This is a genomic window from Angustibacter luteus (genome assembly GCF_039541115.1).
Lineage (GTDB): Bacteria > Actinomycetota > Actinomycetes > Actinomycetales > Angustibacteraceae > Angustibacter > Angustibacter luteus.
This window is the reverse complement of the sequence record NZ_BAABFP010000005.1, coordinates 921,543-934,157: the sequence shown is the minus strand read 5'-3', so window position 1 is coordinate 934,157 and position 12,615 is coordinate 921,543. Positions and strand designations below refer to the sequence as shown.

The 12,615-nt window shown below is 72.2% G+C and carries 14 protein-coding genes; 8 read left to right on the top strand and 6 right to left on the bottom strand.

Annotated elements, in window-relative coordinates; all coding sequences use genetic code 11:
- Position 1: 1 nt before the first annotated feature.
- On the bottom strand, positions 2-1,018 hold the full coding sequence (locus ABEB17_RS13640) for a cation diffusion facilitator family transporter (RefSeq protein WP_345717226.1): 1,017 nt from the start codon (positions 1,016-1,018) through the stop codon (positions 2-4).
- Between the two features lie 34 nt (positions 1,019-1,052).
- On the opposite strand from ABEB17_RS13640, the gene ABEB17_RS13635 reads away from it, so the two are divergent.
- Together ABEB17_RS13635 and ABEB17_RS13630 are read left to right on the top strand one after the other, a co-directional pair.
- Complete coding sequence (locus tag ABEB17_RS13635; RefSeq protein ID WP_345717225.1) at positions 1,053-2,429, top strand: dipeptidase; 1,377 nt, start codon at positions 1,053-1,055, stop codon at positions 2,427-2,429.
- The gene (locus ABEB17_RS13630) at positions 2,426-2,749 is read left to right on the top strand and encodes a cupin domain-containing protein (RefSeq protein WP_345717224.1); all 324 of its coding nucleotides are present in this window, start codon (positions 2,426-2,428) and stop codon (positions 2,747-2,749) included. Before ABEB17_RS13635 ends, ABEB17_RS13630 begins: the two co-directional genes overlap by 4 nt.
- Before the next feature lie 21 nt (positions 2,750-2,770).
- On the opposite strand, the gene nadA is transcribed toward ABEB17_RS13630, so the two are convergent.
- Complete coding sequence (nadA, locus tag ABEB17_RS13625; protein WP_378226957.1) at positions 2,771-3,967, bottom strand: quinolinate synthase NadA; 1,197 nt, start codon at positions 3,965-3,967, stop codon at positions 2,771-2,773.
- A 74-nt stretch (positions 3,968-4,041) separates the two neighbouring features.
- Here nadA and ABEB17_RS13620 point away from each other — a divergent pair, with 74 nt between their 5' ends.
- Together ABEB17_RS13620 and ABEB17_RS13615 are read left to right on the top strand one after the other, a co-directional pair.
- Positions 4,042-5,193, top strand: coding sequence for a glycerate kinase family protein (locus tag ABEB17_RS13620; RefSeq protein ID WP_345717222.1), 1,152 nt, complete (start codon positions 4,042-4,044; stop codon positions 5,191-5,193).
- A 117-nt stretch (positions 5,194-5,310) separates the two neighbouring features.
- Complete coding sequence (locus tag ABEB17_RS13615; RefSeq protein ID WP_345717221.1) at positions 5,311-5,685, top strand: HesB/IscA family protein; 375 nt, start codon at positions 5,311-5,313, stop codon at positions 5,683-5,685.
- A gap of 76 nt (positions 5,686-5,761) precedes the next feature.
- On the opposite strand, the gene ABEB17_RS13610 is transcribed toward ABEB17_RS13615, so the two are convergent.
- On the bottom strand, positions 5,762-5,962 hold the full coding sequence (locus ABEB17_RS13610; RefSeq protein WP_345717220.1) for a hypothetical protein: 201 nt from the start codon (positions 5,960-5,962) through the stop codon (positions 5,762-5,764).
- 62 nt (positions 5,963-6,024) lie between these two features.
- On the opposite strand from ABEB17_RS13610, the gene ABEB17_RS13605 reads away from it, so the two are divergent.
- Together ABEB17_RS13605 and aat are read left to right on the top strand one after the other, a co-directional pair.
- The gene (locus tag ABEB17_RS13605) at positions 6,025-7,011 is read left to right on the top strand and encodes a carbohydrate kinase family protein (RefSeq protein WP_345717219.1); all 987 of its coding nucleotides are present in this window, start codon (positions 6,025-6,027) and stop codon (positions 7,009-7,011) included.
- Positions 7,012-7,037: 26 nt separating this feature from the next.
- Positions 7,038-7,715 (top strand): leucyl/phenylalanyl-tRNA--protein transferase, encoded by a 678-nt coding sequence (gene aat, locus ABEB17_RS13600; protein ID WP_345717218.1) that lies wholly within the window; start codon positions 7,038-7,040, stop codon positions 7,713-7,715.
- An 18-nt stretch (positions 7,716-7,733) separates the two neighbouring features.
- Here aat and ABEB17_RS13595 read toward each other — a convergent pair whose 3' ends face one another.
- The 3 genes from ABEB17_RS13595 to ABEB17_RS13585 are packed head-to-tail and all read right to left on the bottom strand — an operon-like array spanning position 7,734 to position 9,834.
- Complete coding sequence (locus ABEB17_RS13595) at positions 7,734-8,369, bottom strand: pyridoxamine 5'-phosphate oxidase family protein (RefSeq protein ID WP_378226970.1); 636 nt, start codon at positions 8,367-8,369, stop codon at positions 7,734-7,736.
- 26 nt (positions 8,370-8,395) lie between these two features.
- Positions 8,396-8,677 (bottom strand): sulfurtransferase TusA family protein, encoded by a 282-nt coding sequence (locus ABEB17_RS13590; protein ID WP_345717216.1) that lies wholly within the window; start codon positions 8,675-8,677, stop codon positions 8,396-8,398.
- Positions 8,674-9,834, bottom strand: a complete 1,161-nt coding sequence (locus tag ABEB17_RS13585; RefSeq protein WP_345717215.1) for a cysteine desulfurase family protein — start codon at positions 9,832-9,834, stop codon at positions 8,674-8,676. Before ABEB17_RS13585 ends, ABEB17_RS13590 begins: the two co-directional genes overlap by 4 nt.
- 150 nt (positions 9,835-9,984) lie before the next feature.
- On the opposite strand from ABEB17_RS13585, the gene ctaC reads away from it, so the two are divergent.
- Together ctaC and ctaD are read left to right on the top strand one after the other, a co-directional pair.
- On the top strand, positions 9,985-10,824 hold the full coding sequence (ctaC, locus tag ABEB17_RS13580; RefSeq protein ID WP_345717214.1) for an aa3-type cytochrome oxidase subunit II: 840 nt from the start codon (positions 9,985-9,987) through the stop codon (positions 10,822-10,824).
- Entirely contained in the window at positions 10,824-12,614 is a 1,791-nt protein-coding gene (gene ctaD / locus ABEB17_RS13575; RefSeq protein WP_345717213.1) for an aa3-type cytochrome oxidase subunit I, read from the top strand. Before ctaC ends, ctaD begins: the two co-directional genes overlap by 1 nt.
- The last annotated feature ends 1 nt before the right edge of the window (position 12,615 follow it).

Here is a 12,615-nt window from a genome sequence, read left to right as displayed (position 1 = left end):
CCTACCTGGGCTCGCGGCCCGCCTCCGCCAGCGCGGCGGCCACCCGGTCGCCGTACCGGGCCCGGACCTCCGACCTCAGCTGGGCGTCGTGCCGGGGGACGGGCTCGAGGAAGACCTCGGCCACGTCCGGGAAGACCACCCGCAGCTCGCGGTCCATGTCCAGGGCCACGACCTCGAGGGTGGCGGCGTCCAGGTCGTCGGCGAAGTCGAGCCGCGCGCAGACGAGCACCCGGTCCGTGCCGATCCGCTGGGTCATCAGGTCGACCAGGGCGTCCACGTGCGGCTGGGACGCCAGCCAGGCACCGACGGCGCGGATCAGCCGCGGGTCGGCCTGGCTGCCCACCAGCAGGTTCTTGTTGGTGCGCGCGAGGAAGAACGCGACCACCGCTAGCAGCGCTGCGATGAGCAGGGAGGCGACGGCGTCCGGCACCGACGACCCGGTGAGGTGGTGCAGCCAGATGCCGGCGAAGGCGAGCACCACCCCGACCAGCGCAGCCGAGTCCTCGTAGAAGACGGTCTTCACGGTCGGGTCGTCGGTCGAGCGCAGCAGCTGGCGGACGGTCTGGTCGTGCTGGCGGGCCTCGGACCGCACCTGCCGGGTGGCGCGCACCCAGCTGATCCCCTCCAGCACGAACGCCAGGGCGAGCACGACCGAGGAGATGACCAGCCCGGCGGACTCCTCCGCCGGGCCGAGCAGGGTGTCGATGCCCTCGATGGCGGCGAAGACCGCGCCGGAGACGAAGATCGACACCGCCGCCACGAAGGACCAGAAGAAGCGCTCCGGGCCGTAGCCGAACGGGTGGTCGCGGTCCGGCGGGCGGTCGCTGCGGCGCAGCGCGACCAGCAGGATGACCTCGTTCGCGGTGTCCGCGACCGAGTGCGCCGTCTCGGACGCCATCGCCGCCGAGCCGGACACCACGGCGGCCACGCCCTTCGCGACGGCGATGCCCGCGTTGGCGGCGAGCGCGACCAGGACGGTGCCGACACTGTCCGGTTGGTCGTCCTGCTCCTGCGCCACCGGCTGAACGCTACGCCTGGCTAGGGTGACCCGCATGACGTCGACGGCCCCTGCTGACCTGTCTGCCGACCGCCTCGCCGAGCTGCGCGCCGCGGTGGCCCGTGAGATGCCCCGAGTGCGCAGCGACCTCGAGTCGCTCGTCCGGATCCCGAGCGTGTCGGAGAAGGCGTTCGACCAGGCCCACGTGGCGGACAGTGCGCAGGCGGTGGCGGAGCTGCTGCGCGGGGCCGGGATGCAGGACGTCGAGATCCTCACGGAGGGCGGCGCGCCGGCCGTCGTCGGGCACCTGCCCGGTCCGGACGGCGCCCCGCAGGTCCTGCTGTACGCCCACCACGACGTCCAGCCGCCGGGGGAGGACGCGGACTGGACGTCGGCGCCGTTCGAGCCGGTCGAGCGCGACGGCCGCCTCTACGGCCGTGGCGCCGCGGACGACAAGGCCGGCGTGATGGCGCACCTGGCCGCGATCCGGGCGCACGGCGGCAAGCCGCCGGTGGGGCTGACGATCTTCGTCGAGGGCGAGGAGGAGTCCGGCTCGCCGTCACTGGGCCGGATCCTCGAGGCCCACCGGGACAAGCTGACCGCCGACGTCCTCGTGCTCGCGGACTCGACGAACTGGAAGATCGGCGTGCCCGCGCTGACCACCAGCCTGCGGGGCCTGGTCGAGGCCTACGTCGAGGTGCGCACCCTGGACCACGCGGTGCACAGCGGCATGTACGGCGGCGCGGCGATCGACGCGGTGACCGCGATGATCCGGCTGCTGGCCACGCTGCACGACGACGCCGGAGACGTTGCGGTGCAGGGGTTGGTCGGCGGTGAGGCCGCTGACCTGGACCTGACCGAGGAGCAGCTGCGCGCGGACGCCGGCGTGCTGGACGGCGTCGAGCTGATCGGTACGGGGTCGCTGACGTCGCGGCTGTGGACCAAGCCGGCGCTGACCGTCGTCGGATTCGACGCGACGTCCACGGCGAAGGCGTCGAACACGTTGGCCGCCAAGGCGAAGGCGAAGATCTCGATGCGCGTCGCGCCCGGTCAGGACGCGAACGAGGCGTACGAGCTGCTCGCCGAGCACCTGCGCTCGCACGCCCCATGGGGCGTCAAGGTCGACGTCGTCGTCCGCGAGACGGGCCAGCCGTTCGCGGCGGACGTGAACGGGCCGGCGTACGACGCGGCCCGCGCCGCGTTCGCGGACGCCTGGGGCGTCGAGCCGGTCGACATGGGCATCGGCGGCTCGATCCCGTTCATCGCGGACTTCGCCGCCATCTACCCGGATGCCGCGATCCTGGTCACCGGCGTCGAGGACCCGGACACCCGAGCCCACGGCGCCGACGAGAGCCTGCACCTGGGCGAGTTCGAGCGGGTCTGCGTCGCGGAGGCCGTGCTCCTCGAGCGGCTCGGCGGGCTGGGTTCGTGAGCCGCCTGCTCAGCCCGGACGTCGGTGCCCTGGCGCTCACGGCCGCCGACCCGGTCGACGACGAGCCGCGCACCGCGGCGGCGACGCTGGACACGTTGGGGGACACCGAGATCGGCGTCTGGTCCATCGACCTCGGGGTGGCCCGGGACACCGAGGTGGACGAGGTGTTCGTCGTCCTGTCCGGTCGGGCGTCGGTCAGCGTCGAGGGTGCCGAGACGCTCGAGCTCGCCCCCGGCTCGGCGGTCCGGCTGAACGCCGGCGACCGGACTACCTGGGTCGTCCACGAACCCCTGCGCAAGCTCTACATCGCCGTCGGCTGACCACGGGTCGCTCGACGAGGGTCAGTCCTTCGCGGTGATCCCAGGCAGCGCCAGCATCTGGTCCAGCGCCACCCGCGCCCAGTGCGCGACGTCCGGGTCGACGACGATCCGGTTCACCACCCGGCCGGCGGCGAGCGACTCGAGCGACCACACCAGGTGCGGCAGGTCGATGCGGTTCATGGTCGAGCAGAAGCAGACCGTGCGGTCCAGGAACGTCACGTCGAGCTGCGGGTTCTCCCGGGCCAGCCGGCGCACCAGGTTCAGCTCGGTGCCGATCGCCCACGACGACCCGGCGGGCGCGGCGGCGAGGGTCTGGATGATCTTCTCCGTCGAGCCCACGTGGTCGGCCGCCGAGACGACCTCGTGCCGGCACTCCGGGTGCACCAGCACCTGGACGCCGGGCACCCGCTCGCGCACGTCGTTGACCGAGTCCAGGCTGAACCGCCCGTGCACCGAGCAGTGCCCGCGCCACAGGATCATCCGGGCGTTCTGCAGCTGCTCGCGGGTCAGGCCGCCCATCGGCTTGTGCGGGTCGAACAGCACGCAGTCGCCGAGGGAGAGGCCCAGCTCGAGCACCGCGGTGTTGCGACCCAGGTGCTGGTCGGGCAGGAACAGCACCTTGCCGCGGCCGGCCGGGCGCTGCGCGAACGCCCAGTCCAGTGCCGTCCGGGCGTTGGAGGACGTGCAGATCGTCCCGCCGTGCCGCCCGGTGAACGCCTTGATGGCCGCCGTCGAGTTCATGTACGACACCGGCACGACGTCGTCGGCCACGCCGGCGTCCACCAGGTCGTCCCACGCGTCCTCGACCTGGCTGATCGCGGCCATGTCCGCCATCGAGCAGCCGGCCGCGAGGTCCGGCAGCACGACCTGCTGGTGCTCGGCGGTCAGCACGTCGGCGCTCTCGGCCATGAAGTGCACGCCGCAGAACACGATGTACGGCGAGTCCGGCCGAGCCGCCGCTTGCTGCGCGAGCTTGAACGAGTCGCCCGTGACGTCGGCGAACTCGATGACCTCGTCGCGCTGGTAGTGGTGCCCGAGTACGAAGACCTGGTCGCCGAGCGCCGCCTTCGCCGCCCGTGCTCGCTCCACCAGTCCGGGGTCGGACGGCGCGGGCAGGTCGCCGGGGCACTCCACGCCGCGCTCGCTGGCCAGGTCACGGCCGCGACCGAGCAGCAGCAGTGCGGCAGGAGTGGCAGCCGGTTCGGCGAAGGTGCTCACGTCCACGATCGTCGCACAGGGCCCCGGACCGACATCCGTCCGGACCGACGACCCTGACCTGGGAGGATGCCGACGTGCGCGTCCTGATCGCCCCTGACACCTTCGCCGGCCACCTCGACGCCCAGCAGGCCGCTGACGCCATCGCGGCCGGCTGGGCCGAGCAGGCGCCATCCGACCAGCTCACCACCACCCCGCTCTCGGACGGCGGACCCGGCCTCGTCGACGTCGTGCTGTCCGCCCGTGGCGGCGAGCTCGTGCCCGTCACGGTCAGCGGGCCCCTCGGCGAGCCTGTCCCGGCCGCGGTGCTGGTCGTCACCGAGACCGACGGCAGCCGGACCGCCTACCTCGAGGCGAGCCAGGCCTGCGGGCTGCACCTGCTCGCGCCCGAGCGGCGCGACGCCTGGCGGGCCACCAGCACCGGGGTCGGCGAGCTCGTCCAGGCCGCCGTGCAGACGGGGGCCACCCGCGTCGTCATCGGCATCGGCGACTCGGCGTCGCACGACGGGGGCGCGGGCATCCTGGCGGCACTGGGGGCCGGTCCGGCCGAGCTGCTCGGCGGGGGCGGCGGTGCGCTGGCCGACCTGACGGCCGATGCGCTCAGCGGGCTCGACGCCGTGCGCCAGCGGCTGCGCGGCGTCCAGCTCGTGGCGGCGACGTCGTCCGACCTGCCGTTGCTGGGCTTCCACGGCGCGAGCGCCACGGACGCGGAGCGGCGCGGTGCGACCCCGGAGCAGGCCCAGCAGCTCGAGGCCGCGCTGGGCCACTTTGCCCACGTGGCGCAGCGCTCCCAGGTCGCCGGGCGCTCACTGGGCGGCAGCGGGATGGCGGGCGTGGCGGGCGCGGGCGCGGGTGGCGGGATCGGCTTCGCGCTGCTGCTGCTCGGCGCCACCCGCGTCGACGGCGTCCAGGAGGTGCTCGCGGCCACCGGATTCGCGCAGCGGCTGAGCGGGGCGGACCTGGTGGTCACCGGCGAGTCGGTGTTCGGCTGGCACTCGATGCGCGGTGGGGTCGTCGCCTCGGTGGCGGAGTCGGCGCTGGCCGTCGGGCTGCCGGTCGTCGTGCTCGCCGTCGAGGTCGAGGTCGGGCGCCGCGAGACCCTCAACCTGGGGGTGTCCGGCGCCTACGCGGTGGCAGACCGGCAGGGCTGGCTGGCGGACGTGCAACGCGACCCCGCCGGCGCCCTGGCCCGCCGCGCCCGTCGGGTCGCGCGCACCTGGTCGCGGTGACGACGTACGCTGGACGGCGAGCGCGAAGTTCTCCCGAGCACCGGGAACATGCCGAGCGCACTGGTGGTTGCCGCTGGTGGCCGCCAGATCGACGAGTCGACGAGTAGGGATGCGCGAATGACCGAGACCACCCAGTCCACCGACCAGACCGCGACCGAGGCACCCGCCCACGGTGTGGTCCTGACGGACGTGGCTGCGCAGAAGGTCAAGAGCCTGCTCGAGCAGGAGGGCCGCGAGGACCTGCGGCTGCGGATCGGCGTGCAGCCCGGTGGCTGCTCGGGCCTGATCTACCAGCTGTACTTCGACGAGCGTGACCTCGACGGTGACCTGGTCGAGGCGTTCGGCGGGGTCGAGGTCGTCGTCGACCGGATGAGCGCCCCGTACCTGGGCGGCGCCACGATCGACTTCGCGGACACCATCGAGAAGCAGGGCTTCACGATCGACAACCCGAACGCGGGCAGCAGCTGCGCGTGCGGTGACAGCTTCAGCTGACCCGCTCCGCACCCAGCAGAGAAGCGGGGTACCCGACGTCACGTCGGGTACCCCGCTTCGCTGCGTTCGGGAGCGCTCAGCTCCCGTAGGTGGCGATGCCGCCGACGAGGTCGGCCGCGTCCTGCGGGACGACGAGGGAGTCCTGCGCGGGCGACAGGTGCGGCCGCTGCGGCGTACTGACCGGCACGACCACTTGGGCGGCGTCCACCCAGAGGTCGTGCACGGAACCCTCGTCCAGGCCGGAGCGGCGTCCGGGCACCGTCGTCGCACTGCTCATGGACTGAACGTAGGCCGTTACCGGCGGGTACTCCAGCAGCGGCGGACGGTAGTGTCGCCGCCGTGCAGATCGCAATCACCGGCTCCATCGCCACTGACCACCTGATGACCTTCCCGAGCCGCTTCGCGGACTCCCTCGTCGTCGAGCAGCTGGACAAGATCTCGCTGTCGTTCCTCGTCGACGACCTGGAGATCCGCCGCGGGGGAGTGGCGGCGAACATCGCGTTCGGCCTGGCGAACCTCGGTCTGCGCCCCCTGCTGGTCGGGGCCGTCGGCGCGGACTTCGTCGAGTACCGGGCGTGGCTGGAGCGGCACGGCGTCGACTGCGGGGGCGTGCGGACCAGCGAGCTGCGGCACACCGCACGGTTCATCTGCACCACGGACTCCGACCAGGCCCAGATCGCGTCCTTCTACCCGGGCGCGATGAGCGAGGCGCGCGACATCGAGCTCACCCCGCTCGCGACCGCCCGCGGCGGCCTCGACCTGGTGCTCATCGGCGCGAACGACCCCGAGGCGATGCTGCGGCACACCGAGGAGTGCCGCACCCGCGGCTACGCCTTCGCCGCCGACCCGTCGCAGCAGCTGGCCTTCGCCGACGGGCCCTTCATCCGCCGGCTCATCGACGGTGCGACGTACCTGTTCAGCAACGAGTACGAGGCGCACCTCACGGAGCAGAAGACCGGCTGGACCGCCGACGAGATCCTCACCAGGGTCGGCACCCGGGTCACCACGCTCGGGGCCAACGGCGTACGGATCGAGCGAGCCGGCGTCGAGCCCATCGAGGTCGCGGTCGCGCAGGAGCTGCGCAAGGCGGACCCGACGGGGGTGGGCGACGCGTTCCGCGCCGGGTTCCTCGCGGGGCTGTCCTGGGACCTGGACCTGACCCGGTGCGCCCAGGTGGGGTCGATGCTGGCTACGTACGTCATCGAGACCGTCGGCACCCAGGAGTACGAGCTGGGTCGGGGCGGCTTCCTGCAGCGCTTCGCCGACGCCTACGGCCCGGACGCCGCGGCCGAGGTCGAGCCGCACCTGGCGATCAGCCGGGTCTGAGCAGGACGCCAGCGGGGGAGCGCGCGGTGAGCCCGGCCGAGCCAGCGCCGTCCAGCTGGGACCTGGACGTCGATCCCGAGCCCGGTGAGGACCTGGTCGGCGTCGGCGCGGACCTCGAGCCGGGCACGGTCCTGGCGGCGTACCGCCGCGGGCTGTTCCCGATGGGCGTCGGGTCCGGCGGTCGGGCGCCGCTGGGCTGGTGGTCGCCGGACCCGCGCGGCGTGCTGGTGCTGGACGAGCTGCGGTTGAGCCGGTCCCTGCGCCGGGCGCTGCCACGATTCGAGCTGCGCGTGGACACGGCCTTCGCGGACGTCGTGCGAGGCTGCGCCGACCCGCACCGGGACGGCGCCTGGATCACGCCGGCGGTCGCGGTGGCCTACCAGCGGCTGTACGACCTCGGTTGGGCGCACTCCGTGGAGGCGTGGCAGGACGGCGAGCTCGTCGGTGGCCTCTACGGCTTGGCGATCGGGGGGCTGTTCGCGGGGGAGTCGATGTTCCACCGCACGCGGGACGCCTCGAAGGTCGCGCTGGCTGGCCTCGTCGACCTCCTGCGTGCGGCGGGTGACTCCGGCGACCGGCTGCTCGACGTCCAGTGGCGCACCGAGCACCTGGCCACCCTCGGGGTGAGGGAGGTCTCCCGAGCCGAGTACCTGCGACGGCTCGAGGCAGCGCTGGAGCTGCCGCTCCCGGTGCCCTTCGGGTAGGCGCCGACCAGCCGCCCGCTAGCCGCGGTAGAGGCGCTCGGCGTACGACGGGCCGTAGTACTCCTCGAGCTCGGCCAGGCTCTGGTCGGACCGCTCGACCTCCGCGGCGATCCTGGCCCGGGACTCCATTGCCTCGGGCTGCCACGTCGAGGGGTCCCACAGCCGCGAGCGCAGGAACGCCTTGGCGCAGTGGAAGAACACCTGCTCGACGTCCACGACCAGGGCCAGCAGCGGCCGGTGCCCCTTGACCACCATGTCGTCGAACCAGGGTGCGTCCGACACCAGTCGGGCTCGCCCGTTGACCCGCAGCGTGTCGTCCCTTCCGGGGATCACGAAGATCAGACCGACGTGCGGGTTGCTCAGCACGTTCTGGTAGCCGTCCACGCGACGGTTGCCCGGCCGCTCGGCGATCGCCAGCGTGCGCTCGTCGAGCACCAGCGCCAGGTCGCCGGCCGGGTCACCCTTCGGAGACACGTCGCAGGTGCCGTCGGCGGCTGCGGTGGCCAGGAAGCACATCGGCGCGGCGGCGAGCCAGCGGCGGTGCACGTCCTCGAGGGCGGGACGGTCCTTCGCCGCGGCCCGTGCCATCGGCTCGCCGACCAGGGCGCGCAGCTGCTCGAGGCTGCTGATCTCGGTGACCGGGGTGGTATCGATGGGCGTTTCGTCGTTCGTGGAGGCGCTCACGGGACCACCCTAGGACGGCCCACCGACGGACCGGCCGAACCGGATGGGCCGATCCGGACGGTGAGGCGCAGGCCGTCGGGCTCGTCCGGTTCCGCGCCGAGCCACTCGTGCCCACGCATCCGGGCCCAGGCGGGCACGTCGTGCTGCGCCGCCGGGTCGGTGGCGCGCACCACCACCACGCTGCCGGCGGGCAGGTCGGCCACTGCCTGCGCGAGCCGGACCACCGGCAGCGGGCAGCGCAGGCCACGAGCGTCCACCACCACCGGCTGGTCGCTCACAGCCCCTCCGTGCCCAGCACCCGCCGTACCTGGGCCACCGTCTCGGGCAGCACCGCGCAGAACGCGTCGACGTCGGCCTCGACCGGTTCCAGCGGGAGGGTGACCCGCAGGTTGCCGTGGGTGAGCACCCCCATCGCGGCCAGCACGTGGCTGGGCTCGAGGGTGCTCGCGGTGCACGCGGACCCGCTGGCCACCGCGAAGCCGCGCCGGTCGAGCTCGTGCACCAGCGCCTCGCCGTCGACGAACAGGAACGAGAACGTCGACACGTGGGGGAGCCGGTCCACCGGGTCGCCGACCACCTCCGTGTCCGGGACCGCCGCGGCCGCAGCCCGGATCCGCTCCACCAACGCGTGCGCGACACTCGCGCGTCGGGCCCGGTGCTCCTCCGCGTCCAGCAGCGCCGCCGCGGCGGCCAGCACCGCCGGGACGTCCGGTTCCCCCGGCACCCGTCCGTGCTCGTGCTCGTCGGCGGGCCCGTCCGAGCGCCACCGGACGCCCGTCCGGACTGCCAGCACCCCGACCCCGGGCGGCCCGGCCCAGGACCGCGCGTCCGCGACGACGACGTCGGCGCCGCCCGGCAGGTCGTCGCGCCCGAGCGTCCCCGTCGCGTCCAGCAGCAGCGGCACACCCGCCGTCCGGCAGGCGTGGACGGCTCCGGCCACCGGTTGCCGCGTCCCGACCTCCCCGTTGGCGGCCTGCAGGCAGGCGGCCGCCACGCCCCCGGCGGACACCGCGGCAGTGAACCGGAGGAGATCGACCCGGCCCCGACCGTCCACGGGCACCAGGGACGTCGTCCCGCCGCCGGCTGCGTGCCACTGGCCGGTGTGCAGCAGGGCCGAGTGCTCGACCGCGCTCAGCACCAGCCCGTCGCCGACCCGGCGACGGCCGCGCAGGAGCCCGCGCAGCCCGAGCTGGCGAGCGACGGTGCCGGAACCGGTGAACGACACGGCGTCCGTGCCGACCCCGAGCACCCCGGCCACGCTCTCGCGGGCACCGTCCAGCAGGGCGCGGGCCCGCCGTCCCTCCGCGTAGAGCCGGCGCGGGTCCGCCCAGCCAAGGTCGACGGCCTCGAGCAGGGTCTGGCGAGCCACCGGCGACAGCGGCGGTGCAGCGGCGTCGAGCAGGCGCCGGCGGGCTGGCTGCGGCGGGTTCGGCACGCGCGCAACGCTAGCCCCACCCTGCCCAGGCTGAGCGGGGACGCTGCGGTACGTTGTGACCTGTTCGAAGGCAGCCCTCTGGCGCTGCGGTTACCGTCCGAAAGGTGCGTCGTGCGACAGCTCCCTCGATCGCGTCCGAGTCGCGGCCGCGTGTCGCGACTCGCCGTCGCTGCGGCGGTGGCCGCGGTGGCCCTCACCGGGTGCACCGACACGCAGAAGCGCGGGTTCCTGCCCAAGGGCGTGACCACGGACAAGGACGTCGTCACGAACCTCTGGGTGGGCTCGTGGATCGCGGCGCTCGCCGTCGGGGTGCTCGTCTGGGGCCTGATCATCTTCTGCGTGGTCGCGTACCGCCGCCGCAAGGACGACGACAGCGTGCCGGTGCAGCTGCGGTACAACCTGCCGATCGAGATCCTGTACTCGGTCATCCCGCTGTTCATGATCGGCGCGCTCTTCTACTACACGGCCCGCGACGAGGCGACGCTGCTCAAGGTCTCCGACAACCCCAACAACGTGGTCAACATCGTGGGGAAGCGCTGGGCCTGGGACTTCAACTACCTGTCCAACGACGTCTACGAGGCGAGCGTGCAGACCCCGGTGACGGCTGGCGGGGTTGACCAGGCGGCCGCACCGGTGCTGTACCTGCCGGTCGACAAGTCCACTCAGTTCGTGCTGACGTCGCGCGACGTCATCCACTCGTTCTGGGTGCCGGCCTTCCTGATGAAGATGGACATGCTGCCCGGGCTGGTGAACACCTTCCAGGTCACGCCGACCGAGATCGGCACGTACACGGGCAAGTGCGCCGAGCTGTGCGGCACGTACCACTCGCAGATGCTGTTCTCCGTGAAGGTCGTCTCGCAGGCCGACTACGACCAGCACATGGCGGAGCTCAAGGCCAAGGGCCAGACCGGCCTGCTGCCCAACTCCCTCAGCCTGGAGAACCTCGAGCCGGGCCAGGCCGAGAAGATTCCGAACGTGGGGGGCCAGTGATGACCGCGCTGTACCGCGAAGCCGACTGGGTCGAGCCCCGACGCCCCACGCTCGGACGCACCGTCGTCAAGTGGTTCACCAGCACCGACCACAAGGTGATCGCGAACCTGTACTTCATCACCTCGTTCGTGTTCTTCCTGATCGGTGGTGTGCTGGCGCTGCTGATCCGCGCCGAGCTGTTCTCCCCGGGCCTGCAGATCGTCCGCACGCCGGAGGAGTACAACCAGCTCTTCACGATGCACGGCACGATCATGCTGCTGCTGTTCGCCACCCCGCTGTTCGCTGGGTTCGCGAACGCCCTGATGCCCTTGCAGATCGGCGCGCCGGACGTCGCGTTCCCGCGCCTGAACATGTTCGCCTACTGGCTCTACCTGTTCGGCGGCCTGATCGCCTCGATCGGCTTCTTCACCCCGCAGGGCGCGGCCAGCTTCGGGTGGACGGCGTACTCGCCGCTGTCGAGCCTGGTCTACTCGCCCAACCTCGGCGCGGACCTGTGGGTGTTCGGCCTGGCCATGGGTGGCTTCGGCACCATCCTGGGCGCCGTCAACTTCATCACCACGATCATCTGCATGCGCGCCCCGGGCATGACCATGTTCCGGATGTCGCTGTTCAGCTGGACGACGCTCATCACGTCCGTGCTCGTGCTGATGGCGTTCCCGGTGCTGGCGGCCGCGCTGCTCGCCCTCGGCGCGGATCGAAGACTCGGCGCGCACGTGTTCGATGCCAGCAACGGCGGAGCCATGCTCTGGCAGCACCTGTTCTGGTTCTTCGGCCACCCCGAGGTGTACATCATCGCCCTGCCGTTCTTCGGCATCATCAGCGAGATCATCCCGGTGTTCAGCCGTAAGCCGCTGTTCGGCTACAAGGGCATGGTCTTCGCGACCATCGCCATCGCCGGGCTGTCGGTGACGGTGTGGGCCCACCACATGTACGCCACCGGCCAGGTGCTCCTGCCGTTCTTCGCGTTCATGACGATGCTGATCGCGGTACCGACCGGGGTGAAGTTCTTCAACTGGGTCGGCACGATGTGGCGGGGCCAGCTGAGCTTCGAGACCCCGATGCTGTGGTCCATCGGCTTCCTCGTGACGTTCCTGTTCGGTGGCCTGACCGGCATCATCCTGTCCAGTCCCGCACTGGACTTCCACGTCACCGACAGCTACTTCGTGGTGGCGCACTTCCACTACGTCGTGTTCGGCACCGTGGTGTTCTCCATGTTCGCGGGCTTCTACTTCTGGTGGCCGAAGTTCACCGGGCGCATGCTGGACGAGACACTCGGCAAGATCCACTTCTGGATGCTGTTCATCGGGTTCCAGATGACGTTCCTGATCCAGCACTGGCTCGGTGTCGAGGGCATGCCGCGTCGCTACGCGGACTACGTCGCGGGCGAGGGCTTCACCTGGGAGAACCAGTTCTCCACGATCGGCGCCTTCCTGCTCGGCGCCTCCACGCTCCCGTTCATCTACAACGTGTGGAAGACCTGGCGTACGGCGCCGCTGGTGGAGGTCGACGACCCCTGGGGCTACGGCGCGTCGCTGGAGTGGGCCACCTCCTGCCCGCCCCCGCGGCACAACTTCACCAGCATCCCGCGGATCCGCTCCGAGCGTCCCGCGTTCGACCTGCACCACCCCGACATCGCCAACCTCGACCAGCCGACCGCTGACAAGACCATCCTCGACGACCTCTACGGCGAGCCGGACATCGGCGCCGAGGGCGCCGGGACGACGTCCGGTGGCGTGGGCTCGGGCGACGGTACGGCCGCGAACCAGGACCGGAAGGGCGAGGGAAGCTGAC

Bases quoted from the DNA above. Each gene is read 5' to 3' on its own strand.
- ABEB17_RS13615 (WP_345717221.1), top strand. From the start codon at position 5,311: ATGACCGAGACCACCCAGTCCACCGACCAGACCGCGACCGAGGCACCC.
- ABEB17_RS13610 (WP_345717220.1), bottom strand. From the start codon at position 5,962: ATGAGCAGTGCGACGACGGTGCCCGGACGCCGCTCCGGCCTGGACGAG.
- ctaD (WP_345717213.1), top strand. From the start codon at position 10,824: ATGACCGCGCTGTACCGCGAAGCCGACTGGGTCGAGCCCCGACGCCCC.
- ABEB17_RS13635 (WP_345717225.1), top strand. From the start codon at position 1,053: ATGACGTCGACGGCCCCTGCTGACCTGTCTGCCGACCGCCTCGCCGAG.